The sequence below is a fragment of the Bacillus sp. FCW2 genome (assembly GCF_021228595.1).
Lineage (GTDB): Bacteria > Bacillota > Bacilli > Bacillales > Bacillaceae > Bacillus > Bacillus velezensis.
On sequence record NZ_CP089436.1, the window covers coordinates 2,890,830 to 2,912,035 of the forward strand.

General features: G+C 45.9%; 20 protein-coding genes, 1 tRNA gene and 1 riboswitch. Of the genes, 14 read left to right on the top strand and 7 right to left on the bottom strand.

Annotated features, from left to right (window positions below):
* Positions 1-72: 72 nt before the first annotated feature.
* The 3 genes from K3G25_RS14595 to K3G25_RS14605 all read left to right on the top strand — a co-directional run bounded on the left by K3G25_RS14595 (position 73) and on the right by K3G25_RS14605 (position 4,770).
* Complete coding sequence (locus K3G25_RS14595) at positions 73-2,058, top strand: methyl-accepting chemotaxis protein (RefSeq protein ID WP_232489364.1); 1,986 nt, start codon at positions 73-75, stop codon at positions 2,056-2,058.
* Positions 2,059-2,173: 115 nt separating this feature from the next.
* A complete protein-coding gene (locus K3G25_RS14600) occupies positions 2,174-4,180 on the top strand; it encodes a methyl-accepting chemotaxis protein (protein ID WP_014418731.1) in 2,007 nt (668 codons plus the stop codon).
* Between the two features lie 65 nt (positions 4,181-4,245).
* Entirely contained in the window at positions 4,246-4,770 is a 525-nt protein-coding gene (locus K3G25_RS14605) for a type 1 glutamine amidotransferase domain-containing protein (RefSeq protein ID WP_014418730.1), read from the top strand.
* Positions 4,771-4,801: 31 nt separating this feature from the next.
* On the opposite strand, the gene K3G25_RS14610 is transcribed toward K3G25_RS14605, so the two are convergent.
* Positions 4,802-5,788 (bottom strand): Gfo/Idh/MocA family protein, encoded by a 987-nt coding sequence (locus K3G25_RS14610; RefSeq protein ID WP_029973776.1) that lies wholly within the window; start codon positions 5,786-5,788, stop codon positions 4,802-4,804.
* 179 nt (positions 5,789-5,967) lie between these two features.
* Between K3G25_RS14610 and K3G25_RS14615 the strand changes: the two genes are divergently transcribed.
* The 4 genes from K3G25_RS14615 to K3G25_RS14630 all read left to right on the top strand — a co-directional run bounded on the left by K3G25_RS14615 (position 5,968) and on the right by K3G25_RS14630 (position 8,683).
* Complete coding sequence (locus K3G25_RS14615) at positions 5,968-7,128, top strand: AI-2E family transporter (RefSeq protein WP_014305691.1); 1,161 nt, start codon at positions 5,968-5,970, stop codon at positions 7,126-7,128.
* A 91-nt stretch (positions 7,129-7,219) separates the two neighbouring features.
* Positions 7,220-8,050 carry an undecaprenyl-diphosphate phosphatase gene (locus K3G25_RS14620; protein WP_007613337.1) on the top strand — a complete coding sequence of 277 codons (831 nt, stop codon included), beginning with the start codon at positions 7,220-7,222 and terminating at the stop codon, positions 8,048-8,050.
* A gap of 127 nt (positions 8,051-8,177) precedes the next feature.
* A tRNA-Ala gene (locus K3G25_RS14625) sits at positions 8,178-8,250 on the top strand.
* A 112-nt stretch (positions 8,251-8,362) separates the two neighbouring features.
* Complete coding sequence (locus K3G25_RS14630) at positions 8,363-8,683, top strand: hypothetical protein (RefSeq protein ID WP_014418727.1); 321 nt, start codon at positions 8,363-8,365, stop codon at positions 8,681-8,683.
* Positions 8,684-8,749: 66 nt separating this feature from the next.
* On the opposite strand, the gene K3G25_RS14635 is transcribed toward K3G25_RS14630, so the two are convergent.
* A complete protein-coding gene (locus K3G25_RS14635) occupies positions 8,750-9,391 on the bottom strand; it encodes a cupin domain-containing protein (protein WP_021495345.1) in 642 nt (213 codons plus the stop codon).
* Positions 9,392-9,609: 218 nt separating this feature from the next.
* Here K3G25_RS14635 and hmpA point away from each other — a divergent pair, with 218 nt between their 5' ends.
* Both hmpA and K3G25_RS14645 read left to right on the top strand, forming a co-directional pair.
* Complete coding sequence (gene hmpA, locus K3G25_RS14640) at positions 9,610-10,785, top strand: NO-inducible flavohemoprotein (protein WP_014418725.1); 1,176 nt, start codon at positions 9,610-9,612, stop codon at positions 10,783-10,785.
* Positions 10,786-10,926: 141 nt separating this feature from the next.
* Positions 10,927-11,772 (top strand): glucosaminidase domain-containing protein, encoded by an 846-nt coding sequence (locus K3G25_RS14645; protein WP_029973774.1) that lies wholly within the window; start codon positions 10,927-10,929, stop codon positions 11,770-11,772.
* Between the two features lie 34 nt (positions 11,773-11,806).
* Here the strand turns inward: K3G25_RS14645 and K3G25_RS14650 are convergent, their stop codons facing one another.
* The 3 genes from K3G25_RS14650 to cudC all read right to left on the bottom strand — a co-directional run bounded on the left by K3G25_RS14650 (position 11,807) and on the right by cudC (position 13,893).
* Positions 11,807-12,475: a potassium uptake protein KtrA gene (locus tag K3G25_RS14650; RefSeq protein ID WP_014418723.1), complete on the bottom strand. Its 669-nt coding sequence runs from the start codon at positions 12,473-12,475 to the stop codon at positions 11,807-11,809.
* Between the two features lie 166 nt (positions 12,476-12,641).
* The gene (gene bslA / locus K3G25_RS14655) at positions 12,642-13,178 is read right to left on the bottom strand and encodes a biofilm surface layer hydrophobin BslA (protein WP_025650408.1); all 537 of its coding nucleotides are present in this window, start codon (positions 13,176-13,178) and stop codon (positions 12,642-12,644) included.
* A 160-nt stretch (positions 13,179-13,338) separates the two neighbouring features.
* Entirely contained in the window at positions 13,339-13,893 is a 555-nt protein-coding gene (gene cudC, locus K3G25_RS14660) for a transcriptional regulator GbsR (protein ID WP_014418721.1), read from the bottom strand.
* A 200-nt stretch (positions 13,894-14,093) separates the two neighbouring features.
* Here cudC and betB point away from each other — a divergent pair, with 200 nt between their 5' ends.
* The 3 genes from betB to K3G25_RS14675 all read left to right on the top strand — a co-directional run bounded on the left by betB (position 14,094) and on the right by K3G25_RS14675 (position 17,445).
* Positions 14,094-15,566, top strand: coding sequence for a betaine-aldehyde dehydrogenase (gene betB / locus K3G25_RS14665; protein WP_014418720.1), 1,473 nt, complete (start codon positions 14,094-14,096; stop codon positions 15,564-15,566).
* A 17-nt stretch (positions 15,567-15,583) separates the two neighbouring features.
* On the top strand, positions 15,584-16,792 hold the full coding sequence (gbsB, locus tag K3G25_RS14670) for a choline dehydrogenase (RefSeq protein WP_014418719.1): 1,209 nt from the start codon (positions 15,584-15,586) through the stop codon (positions 16,790-16,792).
* 71 nt (positions 16,793-16,863) lie between these two features.
* Entirely contained in the window at positions 16,864-17,445 is a 582-nt protein-coding gene (locus tag K3G25_RS14675) for an MOSC domain-containing protein (protein WP_014721712.1), read from the top strand.
* Between the two features lies 1 nt (position 17,446).
* Here the strand turns inward: K3G25_RS14675 and K3G25_RS14680 are convergent, their stop codons facing one another.
* On the bottom strand, positions 17,447-17,935 hold the full coding sequence (locus K3G25_RS14680) for a DinB family protein (protein WP_017419515.1): 489 nt from the start codon (positions 17,933-17,935) through the stop codon (positions 17,447-17,449).
* 146 nt (positions 17,936-18,081) lie between these two features.
* Between K3G25_RS14680 and K3G25_RS14685 the strand changes: the two genes are divergently transcribed.
* Positions 18,082-18,612, top strand: coding sequence for an NfeD family protein (locus K3G25_RS14685; protein WP_109567151.1), 531 nt, complete (start codon positions 18,082-18,084; stop codon positions 18,610-18,612).
* A gap of 19 nt (positions 18,613-18,631) precedes the next feature.
* The gene (locus K3G25_RS14690) at positions 18,632-20,161 is read left to right on the top strand and encodes a flotillin lipid rafts scaffold protein FloT (RefSeq protein WP_025650407.1); all 1,530 of its coding nucleotides are present in this window, start codon (positions 18,632-18,634) and stop codon (positions 20,159-20,161) included.
* Positions 20,162-20,191: 30 nt separating this feature from the next.
* Here the strand turns inward: K3G25_RS14690 and thiT are convergent, their stop codons facing one another.
* On the bottom strand, positions 20,192-20,773 hold the full coding sequence (gene thiT / locus K3G25_RS14695; protein WP_007410163.1) for an energy-coupled thiamine transporter ThiT: 582 nt from the start codon (positions 20,771-20,773) through the stop codon (positions 20,192-20,194).
* A gap of 100 nt (positions 20,774-20,873) precedes the next feature.
* A riboswitch (TPP riboswitch) is annotated at positions 20,874-20,974 on the bottom strand.
* Positions 20,975-21,206: the final 232 nt, after the last annotated feature.

Here is a 21,206-nt window from a genome sequence, read left to right on the forward strand (position 1 = left end):
TTCTTTTTGGGTGTGTATATTTACCTATAATTGCCGATATGAAGGGTAAACACACAAGAGGAGTTATAGCAGATGAAAAAAATTGTGCAAATCATCAAGCAGAGATCGCTTACAAGAAAACTGCTCATTTCTTTTTTGGCCATTCTCATTCTTCCTATTTCAACGCTGGCTTTTATCGCCTATCAATCGGCGGTAAGCACGCTTGACAGGCAGATGATGGAAAGCGCATTAGATAATGTGCAGCAGATTAACGATATGATCAACACAAGCATCAGCCAAAAGGAAGACGGAACGGCATATTTCAGCGATTGGCTCACAAAGGATCGGTACAAGCCGAAAAACCAATCGCAAATTACCGATAAATTCACAGAGTACATGAAGATCAATAAAGACGTGGAATCCATTTTTACGAGTGACACGGAAGGACATTTCACACGGTATCCGGATCTGCAGATGCCTAAAGGATATAATCCGATTGAAAGAGACTGGTATAAAAAGGCCGTGGAAAATAAGGGGAAAGTTGTTGTAACAGATCCTTACCGCACGGCTTCCACCAATACGATGGTCGTGACGGTCGTTCAGCAGACGAAAGACGGCTCAGGAGTCGTCGCCATCAATATGAAAATCGATGAGCTTCTGAAAACGACAAAGAAAGTGAACATCGGAAAATCCGGCTACGCTTTTATCCTGACGAAAGACAAAAAAGTGGTCGCCCACCCGAACCGCACATCAGGCACAGTATTAAACGGGGAGTGGGCCGAACGGCTGTTCACCAGCAAAAAAGGTGATTTTCAATACAAATACGACGGCCAGGAAAAGAAAATGGTTTATGATACAAACGGGCTGACAGGCTGGAAGATTACCGGAACGATGTATCTGGACGAAATTCATGAAGCGGCCCTGCCGATTCTTCATCTGTCCCTGCTCGTTCTCGTATTAGCGATTGTGATCGGAACCATCGTCATGGTGCTGATTATCCGTTCAATCACAAAACCGCTCAAGCAGCTTGTGACATCATCGAAACAGATCAGTGAAGGCGATTTAACAGAAACGATCGAGATCCAGTCAAAAGATGAATTAGGCGAGCTTGGCAAAAGCTTTAACAATATGGCCGCTTCGCTCAGGTCTCTCATCCATGCCGTCCAGGATTCCGTGAATAACGTCGCATCTTCCTCAGAGGAGCTGACGGCTTCAGCGGAGCAGACAAGCAAGGCAACCGAACATATCACATTGGCGATCGAACAATTTTCTAACGGAAATGAAAGCCAAAGTGAAAATATTGAAAGCGCGGCGGAACATATTTACCAAATGAACAGCGGGCTTGAAGATATGGCGAAAGCATCTGCCGTCATTACCGAGTCCTCCGCCACATCAGCGGAAGTCGCCAATTCAGGCGGAAAGCTCGTTCACCAGACGGTCGGCCAAATGAACGTCATTGACCGGTCAGTGAAAGAAGCTGAACAAGTGGTGCGCGGACTTGAAACAAAATCAAAAGACATTACAAACATTCTCCGTGTCATTAACGGAATCGCTGATCAGACAAACCTTCTTGCGCTGAACGCGGCAATTGAAGCCGCGCGTGCGGGTGAATACGGCCGGGGCTTCTCAGTCGTCGCTGAAGAGGTCAGAAAACTTGCGGTCCAGTCTGCCGATTCAGCGAAAGAAATCGAAAGCTTAATTATAGAAATCGTCAACGAAATCAATACATCTCTCGGCATGTTCCAATCCGTCAACAAAGAGGTGGAGAGCGGACTGGATATTACGAATCAGACCGAAACGAGCTTCAAACGGATTTCTGAAATGACGAACCAGATCGCCGGAGAAATTCAAAATATGAATGCGACGGTAGAACAGCTGACAGCAGGATCTCAGCAGATTTCAGGAGCTTCTGAGCAAATCGCGTCCATCGCAAAAGAAAGCTCCGCCAGCATTCAGGATATTGCGGCCTCCGCCGAAGAACAGCTGGCTTCAATGGAAGAAATCAGTTCGTCTTCGGAAACGTTATCCCAAATGGCGGAAGAATTACGTGATATGACGAAACGATTTAAAATAGATTAATAGGTCATAGAACACCCAAATGTGCTGTTTGGGTGTTTTTTTTAGTTTTTTTAATAAATCTTTTGTCCTATCTGACGATATTAGATTTAGCTTTTCAAAGAAGGAGACTGAAAAAATGAAACAACTGATACATTGGATCAAACAGCCATCCATCAGCAAGCCGCTGATCGCGGCATTTTTAGCCGTATTGGTGCTCCCGGTCGGCATACTCGCCTACTTCAGCTACCAAACGGCGGGGAATTCACTAGAAAGCGAACTGACCCACAGCGCTCAGGGAAATGTCAGCGAACTGAACAGCGTGCTGGAAAACATGCTCGAAGGCAAGCTCAAAGCGATTGACTACTACAGCGAATCAATCACTAAGGAAAAACTGAACACAAAAAATAAATCGGTACTGCTCGACAATATGAAGCAGTATGTCACCGTAAATGACGATGTCGCGTCAATTTACGCCGCGTCTCGCGACAAAGCGTTCGTGAAATATCCGTCCGCTGATATGCCGTCCGATTATAATCCGCTCACGCGCGAGTGGTATACAAAAGCGGTTGAAAAAAGCGGACAGCCGGTGTTTACCGAGCCTTATAAAGACGCTGCAACCGGACAGACGGTCGTTACGATTGCCCAGCAGACAAAAGACGGATCAGGCGTTGTGGCGCTTGATATTAATCTTGGCGACCTGCTGAACGCTTCCGAACGCGTCCAGATCGGTCATAAAGGATTTGCCTTCATTACAACGGGAGATAAAAAATACATCGCTCATCCGACTATAAAAGCGGGAACGGAAGGCTCCGGAGAGTGGACGAAAGAAGTGTTTTCCAAATCGAGCGGTTCGTTTGAATACATGTTTGAAGGACAGCAGAAGAAAATGGCCTTCACGACAAACAAACTGACGGGCTGGAAAATCGCCGGCACATTTTTTGTCAGTGAGATCCATGACGCAGCCTCGCCTGTCATGAAAATGGCGCTGATCATCCTGGCGGTTTCTCTTATCGTCGGCGGGGTTTTAATCTTTTTTATCATTCGCTCGATTGCAAAACCGCTCAAAAAACTTGTTTCGACATCAGCTAAAATCAGTGACGGCGATTTAACGGAAGTCATTGACATAAAGTCAAAAAATGAATTCGGGCAGCTCAGCCAAAGCTTCAATGAGATGTCGGCATCACTCCGGTCTGTCATCGGCGTCATCCAATCATCGGTCGAACATGTCGCTTCTTCATCCGAAGAGCTGACGGCATCCGCCGGACAGACAAGCAAGGCGACAGAGCATATTACACTGGCGATTGAACAATTCTCAAACGGAAACGAATCACAAAGCGAGAAATTGGAAGAAAGTGCTGATCACCTTTCCCAAATGAATGCGGGCATTGCCGAGACGGCGAATGTATCGGCGGAAATCACTGAATCCGCCATCCAAACCTCTGAAACGGCCGGAAGCGGAGAAGAATTAGTGGCGAAAACGGTCGGCCAGATGAAAACAATTGATCGTTCCGTACAGCAGGCGGAAGCGGTCGTAAAAGGACTGGAAACGAAGTCGCACGACATTAAGAGCATTCTGAACGTCATTAACGGCATTGCCGATCAAACAAATCTGCTTGCCTTAAACGCTGCCATTGAAGCCGCCAGAGCAGGCGAATACGGGCGGGGCTTCTCCGTCGTTGCGGAAGAAGTGAGAAAGCTTGCCGTACAATCAGCCGGCTCCGCGAAGGAAATCGAAACGCTGATTCAGGAAATCGTCAAAGAAATCGCCACATCGCTTTCCGTATTCCAAGCGGTGAATCAAGATGTGAAGGAAGGCCTCGATATTACGGATCAAACGGCCGAAAGCTTCAAAAAAATCTCAGAAATGACGACTCAGATTTCAGGCGCCTTACAGCATATGAACGGAACGCTTGAGAAGCTTGCAGCCGGGTCGCAAAATGTGACAAACGCGGTGGAGGACATTACCTCAGTCGCCAAAGAAGGGTCCGCCGGCATTCAAGACATCGCCGCCTCAGCTGAAGAGCAGCTGGCCTCCATGGAAGAAATCAGTTCATCCGCCGAAACGCTTGCGCATATGGCTGAAGAACTGCAGCAGGTCACACGGAAATTTACGATTCAGTCTGAAGACGAAGAACAGCTGTAGCGAGCTGTTTCTTTTCCTCATCTGAAAAAAGCGATACACTAATATAAAAGAAGGGAGTGGCAGTGATGAGATTAGAAGGCAAAAAAGTCATAGCGCTTGTCAGTGACGATTTTGAAGACCTAGAGCTTTGGTATCCCGTCTACCGGCTGAGAGAGGAAGGCGCGATCGTTCATTTAATAGGAGAAGAAGCGGGCCGTTCATACAAAGGAAAATACGGCGTGCCCGCGACGGCGGATTACGATTTTAAGAGCCTGATTATTCAGGAGTATGATGCCGTGCTCGTGCCTGGCGGCTGGGCTCCTGACAAACTGCGAAGATATCCTGAAGTTTTGGAGATCATCCGTACGATGAACGAGCAGAAAAAGCCGATCGGCCAGATCTGCCATGCGGGCTGGGTGCTCATATCTGCCGGAATTCTCGCAGGAAAAAAAGTAACGAGCACGCCCGGCATCAAAGACGACATGACAAATGCAGGGGCACAGTGGCTGGATGAAGCTGTCGTAACTGACGGCCACATTGTATCAAGCCGCCGCCCGCCCGACCTTCCGCAGTATGCAAAAGCGTTTGCTGACCTGTTAGCGTCTAAATAAAAAACATCCGCCCGAATCCGGGCGGATGTTTTTAGTTTTGATCGGCGGGAAAGACAATTCCGATTTGTTTTCTCGCTTCTTCCATAATGCTTGCCGTAATGAAAGAACGTTCAAATGTATTTTCGGAAGACTCCCGCTGTCCGTTTCGAAGAAGATTGATGAATTCCGCCGTTTCGTAGTACATCGACGGTTTCAGATCAGGGACTGAAATGTCTTCCGTCCGTCCGTCACGATAACGGATTTCCGCCCGTTCCGGCCCGTGAATGCTGTCCAGCACGATCGTGCCGTCCTCACCCTGAATTTCCGCCGGGGCAAACGAATTTGAGATTTTCGAATGCATCAGCACCGCTTCAAATCCGTCGTATGACAGAATGACCGTGCCTTCGCCGTCAACGCCGGATGCTAGTTTATGACCGGTCGCAATGACGTTTTTCGGTTTGCCGAACAGGACGACGGCCGGATAAATGCAGTACACGCCGATGTCCATTAACGAACCGTTCGATAATTCAGGCTTAAACGCGTTTAGCACCGTACCGTTTTTATATGCATCATATCGTGATGAATATTGGCAGTAGCTTGCCGTGAATCTCCTGACGGGTCCGATTTTATGTAAGTGGTTTTGAAGCATGCTGAAGTTCGGCAGGAACGTTGTTTTCATGGCTTCCATCAAGAGAACGCCGTTCGTTTTGGCTGCGTGAATCATTTCATCCGTTTCCCTTGCGTTAGACGCAAACGGTTTTTCGCACAGTACGTGCTTGCCGTGTTCCATAAAAAGGACCGCCTGCTCTTTGTGAAATGCATTCGGGCTGGCGAGATACACCGCGTCATAGGCTTCGCTTTCCGCCATTTCTTTCAGGCTGGTGAAATAATGAGCAGCGCCGTGTTTGCCGGCGAATTCCGCCGCACGTTCCTCAGTTCTGGAATAAACCGCCGTTAATTGAAAATCATCAATAGCAGAAGCCGCCTCCAGAAATCGTTCTGTAATCCAATTCGTTCCGACTGTTGCAAATCGAATCATTGCTATCGCTCCTTCTATGTATTGGCTTACATTATAGCTTTTTTTCTGAGAAACATAAATGGAAAAAAGGCTGCCAGCTAAAGGGATAGGAAAAATTCCCATAGAGACCGGTTATTATTTTTCATTACAGGAACGATAGTGTACAATTTAAGTAAAATACATATGATGGAGGAACAATAGTGGAAACATTGCAAACATGGGGCGGCAGATTTAAACAGTTTTTCTTAGACAATAAATTTGTCTTGTTTTTGCTTGTATTGCTGCTCATCGGTCTCAATATCCTTGTCTTTATGAAGACATCATTTATTTTCACACCTATTATCGTCCTGCTCAAAACGATTGCACTCCCCGTCATTTTGACAGGAATTGTTTATTATCTGCTTAATCCGATCGTAGATATATTGGAAAAAATAAGAGTGAAAAGAGTCTATTCCATCCTGCTCCTTTACCTCATTATTATAGGGCTGATTTCGATTACGGTCGTTTCAATTATTCCGTTTTTAAAGGAACAGATCATGAGCCTGATCGACAACCTGCCGAAATATGTGGACATCGTTGAAGACCAGACGAAAAGCCTGATCGGAAGCGATTTTGTAAATCAGGCGCAAAAGACGATGAATATCAACATTTCCGATCTTGCTAATAAAGTATCGGCGCAGGCTGCGACAATTGCAAACAGCACATTTACCGGAGTCGGGAATTTTATCGGTGCGCTGACGGAAGTGATTATTTCGATTGTAACCGTACCGTTTATTCTGTTCTATTTGCTGAAAGACGGCAAAAAACTGCCAATCTATATCTTAAAGTTTGTGCCCACCCGTCTGAAAGAACAAACGTATACGATGCTGAGTGAAATGAACCACAGATTAAGCTCCTATATCAGAGGACAGGTCATCGTCAGCTTCTGCATCGGGTTTTTATTATTTATCGGCTATCTGATTATCGGACTTGATTATGCTTCCCTGCTTGCGGTCATTGCCGCTTGTACGAGCGTTGTTCCGTATTTAGGGCCGACCATTGCCATCACGCCGGCGATTATTATCGCGTTGGTCACTTCGCCCCTTATGCTGCTGAAGCTTGCGATTGTATGGACCGTTGTCCAGCTCGTGGAAGGGAAATTAATTTCGCCGCAGATCATGGGGAAAAATCTTCACATTCACCCGATTACCATCATCTTTGTTCTTTTAACCGCCGGAAAGCTGTTCGGGGTTGTCGGCATTATTTTAGCCATCCCGGGGTATGCGGTCATCAAAGTGGTCACGACCCATCTGTTTGATTGGTTCAAAATGCGTTCGCATTTATATGAAGAAGAAAAAAATGATGCTGTATCGAAGTCATAAAATCGGAGCGGACATGATATTTATTATAAGACAGGCTTTCCTTCAGAGGAGAGCTTCTCTTTTGTAAATGATGAATGAAGGGAAGAATGGGATGACACTATGGGAGATGTTCACAGCAGCCGTTTTGGGAATCGTGGAAGGGCTGACGGAGTACGCGCCGGTTTCTTCCACGGGACATATGATCATAGCGGATGACATCTGGCTGAAATCCGGAAGCCTGATGAATCCGGAAGCCGCCAATTCCTTCAAAGTGGTGATTCAGCTCGGTTCGATTCTGGCGGTGGCCATTGTGTTTAAGGATCGGATATTACATTTACTCGGCCTCAAAAAAAACGTCACGCGCGATCAGCAGAAGGGATACAGGCTGACCATCGCGCAAATCGCCGTCGGTCTTGTTCCGGCGGCGGTGCTCGGCTTTTTATTTGAGGATTTCATTGACCGCTATTTATTCTCCGTCAGAACGGTCGCTTACGGATTAATTGCCGGAGCCGTGCTTATGCTTATAGCGGACTGGATCAATAAAAGGAAAGAAACAATCGATACGGTGGACAGAATCACCTACAAACAGGCTTTCTGTGTCGGATTATTCCAGTGTCTCGCTTTATGGCCCGGATTTTCCCGCTCAGGCTCAACGATTGCCGGAGGTGTCATTGTCGGCTTGAATCACCGGGCAGCCGCAGACTTCACATTTATTATGGCTATTCCGATTATGGCGGGCGCAAGCCTTCTGAAGCTGGTGAAATACTGGAGCAGTCTTTCTTATGACATGATTCCGTTTTTTCTTGTCGGCTTTATCTGCGCCTTTGTCGTCGCCCTCTTAGTCGTCAAGTTTTTTCTTCGGCTCATCAATCGGATTAAGCTTGTCCCGTTCGCCATTTACCGTGTCATCCTCGGCATCATTTTAATCATGCTCGTGCGATAAACGAAGAGGCCCCCGGAGGGTCTTCTTTTTATGTTCGAAAAACGTCTCAGGAAAATATGAGCAAACTGAATTTTCTGCTTGAAATTCAAAGAAGACTCGTCTATAATAAAACATGACGTTACAGCACGGGGCCATAGCTCAGCTGGGAGAGCGCTACGCTGGCAGCGTAGAGGTCAGGGGTTCGAGCCCCCTTGGCTCCATACCTTTAAACCCTTATTCTATAAATAAGGGTTTTTTTGTTTTTTCATCTTCTGCGGCAGCCTCTGTGTTCTGCTTCATTTCTAACAACTCAAAATAAAGGAAAGAGAGAAAATGAAAAAGAAAATCTATCTTATATTATCTCTGTCAGCGGCACTGGCGCTTTTTTTGACAGCGCTTCCGGCTCTTTCTCCCGTCATCTTCACGTCTGCTTCAGAAAAAGGAGCCATCAGGCATGACATTTATAAAAAAGGATATCCGTATCAAAGCTACTTTGCGATTCTTCAAAAAGAAGAAGACGGCGGAGAGGCCGGGAACCTTTATTATGTAAATTGGTTCAATTGGAAAGATGAAACCGGACAGACGCCGCACGTATGTTATTCAAAAAAATCGTCCGAAGGCGAGTACAAAGTAAGCTGCGGAACCGGACCGTAATGATCAAGAGCCCCTCTCCAATGAGGGGCTCTTTCTGTCGAGCTGAATGCCGCTCCGGCTCTCCGTTTAATATCCCCAATATAACGGCGTATCATAATGCCGATACGGATCATTCGGATAATGCGTATTTGGCTGATAAGGCTTATTCATATCAAGAATACCCGTGTTTTCAGTCTGTCCGCAGTATTTATCGGGACCTATCACAGTTGATTGCCGGATCGGTGAAACGGCTTTTTCCCACTCATGCTCATTCAGACAGTACGTATGCGCCATGATCTCAGGCGGCGTCAGACGGAGAATATCCGAGCCGTATATCACTTCAGGCGAAGGGGCGTCAAATATGGCCAAAAGGTGGGTTTTGTCTGAAGTGGCGACTTCATAATGCCACCACCCCTGCGGAACATTCGCCACTTGTCCTGGAGAGATCGGATAATTCCGTATTTTCTGGGTGAACGGATTCAGCATCGACACCACCGCGGAACCCGAAATACAGTACACCAATTCAGCGGCGTTTTGATGGGTATGCGGTTCAATCACATTTGTTTTGCTCAGAAAGATATCTAATAATGAAATATTTTCAAGCGTGTTTAACTGTTTAATCCCCAATACATTGATAAAGTTTCGAGCATCTTTCGTAAAAAAACGGCTCTCATTCACATCATAAGTGAATTGTGTATTCGGAGACGTGTAATCGATATCGGAAACCATGCACTCCCCCGCTTTCATCTTTAAACGTATATTCCCAAATATATGTGTCCCTGTTTCACCGGGTGATAAAAAAAGGAGGTGAAATCCATAAATTCCAAATCCAACACAATATTGTGACGACTTTTTTAAAGATTCATTTTCAATATATCTTTTATTCGAAATATCTCTTACTATAAAGATATATTGAAAATACATCTTTAGAAGGGTTGAGGATTAACATGCTGGATGAGAGAACAATAGACATCATCAAAAGCACAGTACCCGTATTGAAAACACATGGAGAAAACATCACCGGACGCTTTTATAACCTGATGTTTCAAGATCATCCCGAACTGTTAAATATGTTTAACCAAACGAACCAAAAGAAACAGACTCAGCGCGCAGCATTGGCAAATGCAGTCATTGCGGCTGCGGCGAATATTGATCAATTAGAACAAATCATTCCGGCGGTCAGACAGATCGGCCATAAACACACAAGCATCGGTGTAAAACCGGAACATTATCCGATTGTCGGAAAGTATCTGCTTCTGGCAATTAAGGATGTGCTGCAGGATGCCGCAACTCCTGAGATTATGCAGGCATGGGAAAAAGCTTACGGTGTTATTGCGGAGGCTTTCATCGGCATTGAACAAGACATGTACAATGAAGCCGGATGGCAGGGGTATAAAGAATTTACGGTTATACAGAAAACGAAAGAAAGCAAAGATATTACATCATTTTATATCAAACCGAGTGACGGCTCTTCGCTTCCTGGATTTGAAGCGGGACAATATATCAGCATTAAAGTGCGGATTGCGGATTCTCCTTATACGCACATTCGCCAGTACAGCCTGTCTGATGCTTCTCAAAAAGGGGCATATCGGATTTCTGTGAAAAAGGACGGAGCGGTTTCTTCTCATCTCCACAATGAAGTTCAAGAGGGAGATAAACTTGAAGTCAGCGCACCCGCCGGGGATTTCAAGCTGTCTTCTTCCGAAAAACCGGTTGTTCTTATCAGTGCCGGCTCCGGAATCACGCCGATGATGAGCATGCTGAAAACAGCCGCCGAAAAACAGCCGGAGCGTTCCGTTACTTTTATTCATGCCGCGAAAAACGGAGAGTACGCCGCGTTCCGCAAAGAGGCTGAACAAGCTGCGGAGAATCATCCGAATATTAACGTCATTTATGTATACAGTGAACCGGCAGAACAAGACCGCTCAGGAGACAAGCCTTTTTACAGCGGCAGGATTGATCAAACCTTCCTGGAGCAGCTTCATCTGAATCAAGATGCTGCATTTTACTTGTGCGGATCAGCGCAGTTTATGACACAAATGAAAGACATGGTTCTTGCCCTCGGGTTTGACTCTGATTCCGTTCAATATGAATTGTTCGGCCCTCAGCTGAGCATGGCATAACAAAAAAGACTCCTCAAAAAGGAGTCTTTTTTATTTGCACAATGTGTTCTTTCTCCGTCTTTTTCCCTATTTTATTGAAATTTTCATCAATGACCAGTAAAATTATAAATCTAGTGATTCCGGAATTAAAGGAAGGTTGATATGAAAAAGAAAGCAAAGACCAAAAGGGTGCTTGGGTGCCTTTTTGCTGTATCTCTTATATTCGGATTATTTCTGGTATCAATGGTGTTTTCGAAATTCATAGTGACGGAAGAAAAAACGCCTGAAGAGGTGGACGAGCAGCAGGTCTTTATTGACAGCCTTTCCGGGCATGCTCAAATTTTATATGAGAAATATCATGTCCTTCCGAGCATCACCCTCGCACAGGCCATTCTCGAATCGGACTGGGGGAACAGTGAGCTTGCGGGGAAAGCGCGCAACCTGTTCGGTGTAAAAGGTGATTATAAAGGAAAACACGTCACGATGAAAACGGATGAATTTGAAAAAGGAAAACGAAAAACGATTCGGGCAAAATTCCGTAAATACAGCACGTTTTTTGAATCAATGGATGACCATGCAAAATTATTTGTCAACGGAACGTCTTGGAATAAAAAGAAGTACAAGCCCGTCATTGAAGCGGACAATTATAAAACAGCGGCGGCTGCCCTTCAAAAATCCGGCTACGCCACAGACCCCGGCTATGCTGAAAAAATTAAAGATGTCATAGAAACCTATAACCTGAATGAATATGACAAAATCAATGCCTCTCTTAAAGCAGTTGATATGAAAGGCGCCATCAAAGACCACGCCATTGAAGACGTGTGGTCGAAGCCGTCAAAAGAGCGGCATTCTATAAAACTGGCATCGGCGCAAAAGTTTACCGGCCAGCATATTAAAGTCGTATCTGAAAAACAAAACGGAGAATCCGTCTGGTACCAAATTCAAGTGAAAGATGAGCTGATCGGCTGGGTTGACCAAACCGCCGTCCAGTTAAGTGAAGAAACATAAGCATCAAAAAAAGCCGGCAGCCCGCCGGCTTTTTTTACATCCCTTCAGTTTCAAACCTTTTAATATCACGTTTATGCCCCATCAGCACAAGGCAGTCACATTCATGAATGACAGTCTCCGGAGAAGGGGACAGCTGAATGTCTCCGTTATGTTTCACGGCGAGAATGGTGCAGCCGAATCTGGCCCGGACGCCGAGATCAAGAATGGATTTTAAATGCAGCTTTTTCGTGGCTGAAAGCTCCACGATGCTGTATTCATCTGACAAATCAATATAATTTAAGACGTTTTCATCCGAAAGGCTTTGCGCAATCCGCACGCCCATATCCTTTTCGGGATGGATAATACGATCAGCACCGATCTTTTCAAGCACTTTGTGATGATAATAGTTTTGCGCTTTCACCCAAATATTAGGGATGTTCAGCTCCTTCAATAACAGCGTCGTCAGTGTACTTGCCTGAATGTTGGCGCCGATTGCTACGATGACATATTCAAAATTTCTGATGCCGAGCGACTGAAGCTCGCTTTCTTCCGTTGAATTTGCCCGCACAGCATGCGTGGCATAAGAGGAGTATGCGTTGACCCGCTCTTCGCTGATATCGACCGCAAGCACCTCATGCCCCATTTTAAAAAGCTCTTTACAGATGCTTCCGCCGAAACGGCCGAGTCCGATGACGGCAAATTGTTTATTTTTGATTTTTCCCAATCCTCATAACTCCTTAAGAAACTGTTTTCGTCACTCCAAATACAACAAACAAGAATGTACTCCTGTTTCAAGGGTTTGTCAATGCGAGGGCCGGAAGAAAGAAAACAGCACAAAAAAAAGACCGGATGACAAGCGAGGGGCTTGTGCCGGTCTTTTTTCGCAATTATTAGCAGTCGCAAGGCTGTGTCGGCGGTGTGCTGCGTTTTTGAACAACAATTGTGTCCTCAGCATAGAATTTAGAGCCGATGCTTAATGATTTATTTTCTGCACGGAACTTATATGTACCTGCAGCAGGCAATGTTTTATTATTAAGAGAAAGCTTAAATTCCGCTGCGCCGAGCAAATCAATGTTTAACGGAAGTCTGACTGTTTTGCCGTTATTCAGAATTTGTCTTTCACGCAAAGCGTGTCCGTTGACTGTATCTTTTGTTGTAGCCGCAAATCCGCTAGGAAGGGTAAATTCCATAACGCCTAAGCTCAGGATCGTGTTCGGACGGTACGTCAATTCGATATCAGAAAATGACCATTCCTGCTGGCTGGCACCTGTATATTTTGCAAATAAGGTAGCAGTCGCTTTCGTGGACATTTCCGGCTCGTGAACGGTTGAGCCTGACTCAGCGGCGAATGACGCTGTCGGCAGAGAAAGAAGCAAAACCAGGCCGAATAAACTTGCCATGACAGTTGAGAAAAACTTGTGTTTCATTTTCATAAATCCCCCTAAAAAAAATTTGCTGATTGTTCTTAAAAAAGAACGACCATACCTATAAAAATTTACCATCAATTTTAATGGAAGTAAATGGGGTTATATTCCTATATTTTCTCAAAAATAATCAAATCACGACAAAAAAACGCCTGATTTTGATTCAGGCGTTTTTTTCGTCCGTTTCTATCGGAATAAATTTAAAAATCTCCCCGCTCTGAACCGAGTCGGCGAGCCGCTTCAGCCAATCATAATAAGCTTTCGAACTTTCAAGCTGATCATATAACTGCCGCGCTTCTTCCTGTAATTCCGCGTTGCCTTCCTCGGCCAGCAAAACGGACTGCAAATCCGCCTGGGCCTGTACGATGGCGGACAAATTCACCTGAACTTCACGATCCCATTTCGGCGGGAAGAAATTCGTGAAAAACGTAAAGAAATCTTTTTCCGCTACAAACGTATGCTTCCGTGTGCCGCGGTGAAAGGTTTTTTTGACCACATTTAAATCCTGCAGCTTTTTGACGCCTGTGCTCATACTCGGTTTGCTCATCTGCAGTTCCTCACGCATTTCGTCAAGCGTCATTTCATCCCTCATATACATTGTTCCGTATAAAATCCCGACACTTCGGGTGATTCCGTAAAGATCCATCGTCTCTGCAATGGAATCAATGACAAGATCCCTGGCTTGTTCTATAGCTGCGAATTCTGGATTCTCATCCATATTGTCCCTCTTTTCCTCTTGAAGTTTAAATTTGTTAAGTCATTTCTTTATGTTCTTAATCTTAACGAATCATGACAAAATGTCAAAATCTAAACGGACTGATCGGGTTTTGACAGGCAAAAAAACATGTGTTAAATTAATATTGTTAAAAACATTAAATTTTTATTTAACAAACTTACTTTTCGGTAAGGAGGACTCTTATGAGCAAAACGCTTTATATCGGCGGCGAATGGATCAGTGCAGAAAAAAAACAGACCCGCCGTATCATTAATCCATTTAATCAAGAAGAAATTGCAACGGTATGCGAAGGAGACCGGGACGATGCGGTGAAAGCCATCGCCGCAGCCAGAAAAGCATTTGATGAAGGGGAGTGGCCGGTGCTTTCCGGGCTCGAGCGCGGACAATTTGTTCTGAAAATTGCGGAATTAATCAGACGCGATCTGAACGAATTAGCTGAGCTGGAATCGCTCGATACAGGAAAAACGATTGAAGAAAGTAAAGCCGATATGGATGATATCGCAAATGTATTTCAATATTATGCCGGTTTGGCGGATAAAGACGGAGGCGAGGTCATTTCATCTCCGATTCCCGATTCCGTAAGTAAAATCGTCAGAGAGCCAATTGGCGTATGCGGACAAATTACGCCGTGGAACTATCCGCTTCTTCAGGCGAGCTGGAAAATCGCTCCCGCTCTTGCGGCCGGAAATACGATCGTTTTAAAGCCGAGCGAGATTACTCCGCTGACAACCATTAAAGTCTTTCAATTAATAGAAGAAGCCGGTATTCCGAAAGGGGTCGCCAATCTCGTGCTGGGGCCGGGCGCCTCTGTCGGCGACGAGCTGGCGAGAAACCTCGACGTCGATTTGGTCTCTTTTACGGGCGGAATTGAAACAGGCAAAAAAATCATGCAGGCGGCAAGCGGCAACGTGAAAAAGATTGCCCTGGAGCTTGGCGGCAAAAATCCGAATATCGTATTTCAAGATGCAGATCTCGAAACAGCTGCAGATCAAGCGCTGAACGCCGTGTTTTTCCATGCCGGCCAAGTTTGTTCGGCAGGGTCACGTCTTTTGGTGGACGAAGCCATTCATGATGAATTTTTAGCCGAGCTGATCAAGCGTACGAAACGCATCAAATTAGGAAACGGTTTTCATGAAGATACGGAAAGCGGTCCGCTGATTTCCGCCGAGCATCGGGCTAAAGTCGAAAAATACGTAGAAATCGGCATCGAAGAAGGGGCAAAACTGGAAACAGGCGGCAAACGTCCTGATGATCCCGCCCTTCAAAACGGTTTCTTCTATGAACCTACTATTTTCTCAAACTGCAAGTCTGATATGCGGATAGTCCAAGAGGAGATCTTCGGCCCCGTTTTAACAGTTGAGTCATTTTCTTCTGAAGAAGAAGTGATCAGACTTGCCAACGATACCATTTACGGGCTGGCCGGAGCGGTATGGTCAAAGGATATTGAAAAATGCGAACGCGTAGCCGCCAAACTGCGGATGGGAACGGTATGGATCAATGATTTCCACCCGTATTTCGCGCAAGCGCCATGGGGCGGGTACAAACAATCGGGCTTCGGCCGCGAACTCGGCAAAATCGGCCTGGAAGAATACACGGAAATCAAACATATTTACCGCAACACGAAACCTGCGGCTGTGAACTGGTTTCAAGCATAACGAGGAGGAGATACAATATGACATTAAATATGAAAGTAGAAAGCATGCATAAATTCCATACATTCGAAATCCCGACAGTCATTAAACACGGAATCGGTGCGATTCAGCACGCGGGGAGTGAAGTCAGAGCGCTTGGCGTCACAAAAGCGCTGCTCGTAACAGACCCGGGAATTTATAACGCGGGAGTGGCAAACCCGGTCATTGAATCTTTGCAGGAAGCGGGCATCGAAGTCGTCCTGTTTAACAAAGTGGAGCCGAACCCGCCTGTACGTCTTGTAAACGAAGGATCAGAACTGTATAAAAAAGAAAACTGCAACGGCCTTGTGGCTGTCGGCGGCGGAAGCTCCATGGATACAGCGAAAGCGATCGGGGTAGAAGCGACACACGAAGGAAGCGTGCTTGATTATGAAGCCGCGGAAGGCAAAAAGCCGCTGGAAAACCGTATTCCTCCGCTGACAACGATCCCGACGACTGCGGGAACAGGTTCAGAGGTCACACAATGGGCGGTCATTACAGATGAGGAAAGAGAATTTAAATTCAATACGGGCGGACCGCTTATCGCCGCGCATTTAACGGTCATTGACCCTGAGCTGCACACGTCCATGCCTCCGCATGTAACGGCCATGACAGGTATTGACGCACTTGCGCACGCCATCGAGTGCTATACGATGAAATTCGCGCAGCCGATCACTGATGCCGTCGCTTTAATGGCCATTGAATATGCGGCGCATTATATTAAGCGCGCGTTTGCGGACGGAGAGGATTTGGAAGCAAGATACGGCATGGCGCAGGCGGCGATGCTTGCCGGCCTTTCATACGGCAGTGAATCAGCAGGCGCGGCGCATGCAATGAGCCAGACGCTCGGCGGCATCATCCCTGTCGCTCACGGACAATGCGTCGCAGCTATGATGGGGCCGGTAATGGAATACAACTGGAAAGGCTATCCGGAAAAATTCGCCCGCATCGCCAAAGCATTCGGAATCGATACAAGCAACATGACAACCGATGAAGCGGCAAAAGCGTCCGTCAACTGGATGTATGATCTTGTAAAAGATTTAGAGGTGCCGAGTTTAGAAGAACAAGGTGTGTCTCCGGACATGATTGAACGTTTATCAAAAGAAGCCATGAAAGATCCGCAAACATTCGGAAATCCAAGAGATTTGAATGAGAAAGCATACAACTGGATTTACAAACGCTGCTTTGACTTAACACCGAAAACGGTATAATAAATGAACCCCGCTCCTTTACAGAGCGGGGTTTTTTAAGGATAATGTCAAGAAAAAGGCGGTGGTGGCTGATGTGGAAACGCATAACAGCAAAGACGGAAGGCGTATATATAGCGGATACCGAACAATTTGTTACCAAAAAGATGGACAAGCTTCGTGCGGAATACGGCGGGTTTCCCGGTGACCTGCATTTCGGACTGACAAAAAAGGCCGGCGCGCGTGAGCCGATGTATGAAAGAGGAACAGAAATTTTTAACCGTAGACAAATTTCAATCGTGTCCATGGAGGAATGTGATGACATTGCGGAGAAGATGGGGATTTCTCATATCTTTCCCGAATGGCTCGGCGCTAACATCGCAATCAGCGGTTTTTCTGCACTGACGCCGCTTAAAGAAGGAAGCAGAATAATATTTCCAAGCGGTGCGTCTCTGTTGTGCGAGGGAGAAAATGATCCGTGCATTCAGCCGGGAGAAGTCATTCAATCCTTTTATCCGGATCAGTCAAAACTCGCCGCGGCGTTTGTGAGGCACGCGATGGGCAGAAGAGGAATTGTCTGTATTGTTGAACGCCCGGGTGATATATGCACGGGCGATGCGGTCACCATCCATTCTTATGAACCGAAACGCGCCAAGAAAAAAATCGAGAAGGTCTGACTCAGACCTTCTCGATTTTTTGTTTGATTTCTTCTATTTGATTGATGTGACGCTTTTCATGATGGCCGATAAAATCAATCCACTGGCGGATCGTCAGTTCTTGAAAAACAGGATGGGGAAGCACACGTTCTAAGTCTTCCTCGTTTAATGATGAAATAACTGCGGTCAGCTGCTGTCTTGCCGTATCTAATTCTTGTTTTGCTTCAATGACTGATATTCGGTTTTGCTCAGGTTCGAGGTGTGACGGCGCCGGCCGTTTATTTGTTCTGTCCTCTATAAACTCCATCGGTTTTTCTTCGATTTTTTTAAACGGTGCGTCTTTTGCCTGCTTTGATAAAAGGGTCTGCGCTGTTTCGTCAATTTTCTTTAAATGGTCAAGGACTTCCCGCACGCTCCACTCATCAGCCGCGGGCTTTCGGTTGAATTCCTCATCAGAGAGTCCTTTCAGTTCTTCCCAGGTCTGCTGTCTGGCTTCATTAAAAATGCTCATCCTATCTCCTCCTTTAGAGTAAACATATCATATCCGGATTGGATAATCATGTAATCAGCCTTCCTTATCAGAAAATTGAAACCATTTACCTTTACATCCGTATATAAAGTAACACTCCGACACCTCGGCCGAAAGGAGGATAGAAGATGAACATATTTTATCTGCCGCTTGAAACGGTCTATCTTTACACATTGATTATTTCGGGAAGTCTCACGCTTTTGATTCTGTTTTTTCAAGATGTGTTTCACGGCCTATCGGAAGCCATTCCTGTTTCATTTTTAAACCCTGCATTGATTCTGTCTTTTTTAACAATCTTTTCAGCCTCAGGTTATATCGGCGAAATCGCCGCTCCGCTATCAAGTCCTGTCATTGCGTTGCTTTCATTTGTTCTTTCGGTTCTTTTGGTCAGCCTGCTTCACTTCTTTGTCCTTGTCCCGCTTTCATCAGCGGAAGAATCGCTCGCATATCGGGAGACGGATTTAAAGGGCAGAGTCGGCAGGGTCATTACTTCCGTCCCGAAAGACGGCTATGGAGAAGTAATCATAGAGGGAATAGGGGGCGCCATTTCTAAATCAGCCGTCAGCTTTGATCAAGAACAGATCAAGTACGGAACGGCCGTATTAGTGATTGACGTGAAAGACGGAGTGCTTTTTGTGACGCCGCATGAACCAATCTGATATCTAAGGGGGAACTGTTATGACTATGCCGATTATCATCGTTATCGGAATCGTATTCTTTTTACTCATCGCACTTATTGCTGTATTTATTACGAAGTACCGGACGGCGGGGCCGGACGAAGCCCTTATCGTGACCGGAAGTTATTTGGGAAATAAGAACGTCCACATTGATGAAGGCGGAAATCGTCTGAAAATCGTCCGGGGCGGGGGAACTTTTGTGCTCCCGGTATTCCAGCAGGCAGAACCTCTCAGTTTACTGTCAAGCAAACTTGATGTCTCTACACCTGAAGTCTATACAGAACAAGGCGTGCCGGTAATGGCCGACGGAACCGCCATTATTAAAATCGGAGGCTCCATCGGTGAAATCGCAACAGCAGCTGAACAATTTTTGGGGAAATCTAAGGAAGACCGTGAGCAGGAGGCGCGGGAGGTGCTGGAGGGCCATCTGCGCTCCATCCTCGGCTCCATGACCGTTGAAGAGATTTATAAAAACAGGGAAAAGTTTTCTCAGGAAGTCCAGCGGGTCGCGTCTCAGGATCTTGCTAAAATGGGGCTGATGATCGTTTCTTTTACGATTAAAGACGTCCGCGATAAAAACGGCTATCTTGAATCATTAGGTAAGCCGAGAATCGCCCAAGTCAAGCGGGATGCGGACATTGCCACGGCAGAAGCGGATAAAGAGACGAGGATTAAACGCGCGGCCGCTGATAAAGACGCAAAAAAATCAGAGCTGGAGCGGGCGACGGAAATAGCTGAAGCGGAAAAAATCAATCAGCTGAAAATGGCGGAATACAGAAGAGAGCAGGATACAGCAAAAGCCAATGCCGACCAGGCATATGATCTTGAAACAGCAAAAGCCCGCCAGCAGGTGACAGAGCAGGAAATGCAAATTAAAATTATTGAGCGGCAAAAGCAGATTGAATTGGAAGAAAAAGAAATCCTGCGCCGTGAGCGCCAATATGACTCTGAGGTGAAGAAAAAAGCCGATGCTGACCGTTACTCGGTGGAACAAGCGGCCGCGGCCGCAAAAGCGAAGCAGCTCGCCGAAGCGGATGCCGAGCAGTACAGTATCGAAGCGATGGCCAAGGCGGAAGCGGAACGCGTGAGAATTGACGGTCTTGCTAAAGCGGAGGCTGAAAAGGCGAGAGGAGAAACCGAAGCGGAAGTCATCCGCCTGAAAGGTCTCGCAGAAGCGGAAGCTAAAGAAAAAATCGCCGAAGCATTCGAAAAATACGGGCAGGCTGCAATCCTTGATATGATTGTGAAAATGCTGCCTGAATATGCGAAGCAAGTCTCAGCGCCTCTTTCCAACATTGATAAAATAACCGTCGTTGATACGGGAGGAAGCGGTGAAAACGGCGGGGCCAATAAAGTCACAGGCTACGCAACCAATTTAATGGCCGGTCTTCAGGAAAGCTTAAAAGCATCTTCCGGAATCAATGTAAAAGAGCTTATTGAGAATTTTTCAGGCAAAGGAAACATAAAACAAAGTATAAATGAACTTACAAAAGAACTGAGTGATTCAAACGAACGGCACAGCCCGGAATAAAAAAACAGCAGGCGTAAACCGCCTGCTGTTTCAGTTCGTCCGCTTAGCTTCAAGAAGCCGCGGCGCAGTCATGAATAATAAGATAAGGACAATGGCCGAAAGGATAAAAGAAGGAATCATATAAGTCGCGTTATAGACGGACGAATAAATCCATACCGGCGTGCCTTTCGGAGCATAGCTTCCGAAAAAGACAGCTCCGGAGACCACATGTGCCGCATAGCGCAGCACACTGCCGATGAAAACACCGCCTATAACATACATCGTTAAAGCGCCTCTTTTTTTATTCAATGCCGATTCCCGTACACCGGAAGCAAACAAGCCGCTGAAACCGAGGACTGCAAATGCCGCGATGTAATCAAGAAATAGCTGCACCGGGTGCTGCAAAAACAAATTGCCGATGGCGATCTGGACAATCCCTGTTAAAAAGCCTGTCGTAAGCCCGGCCTTCACTCCCCAGCGGAATGAAATCAAAAAAATCGGAATCATCATAATAGAGACCGAACCGCCTTGGGGCATCCGGAGAAACATACCTGAGACAATGTCCAGAATGACAGCCGCCCCGGTCATAATCGCTATTTCAATTAAGCGCACAAGCTGTGTTGAATGATTCATAGTTTTCCCCCTGGTCAGACAACCGTATCAAGGATAAACAAAAAAGCAGCGCGGGGAAGGATGGGAAAAGGTCCGCGCGCTGCTTACATAAACTGCAAAACATTTGGCTTTGCCACATCCCTACGCCAGCGTTAACTAACAGGTTCAAAGGGTCAGAACAAAACGTTCACTCTCAGCTTTAATGCTCCCCTTGTGGTCATCAAGTATTTAGTTCAATCTTACTATACAAGAAAATATGCCAAACCACAAGACAGCTTATCTTTCTATAGAAGAGAAACTGAAATAAGTATGAAAGAAAATAATTAATGATTTTTTTAAAAAAACTATTGTCATATTTTCAAAAGGGTGTTATATTATTAAACGTCGCTGATGAACAGCAGACAACAACGAAAAGCTTCGGAAACAACTTAAAAAAAGTTGTTGACATAAAAGG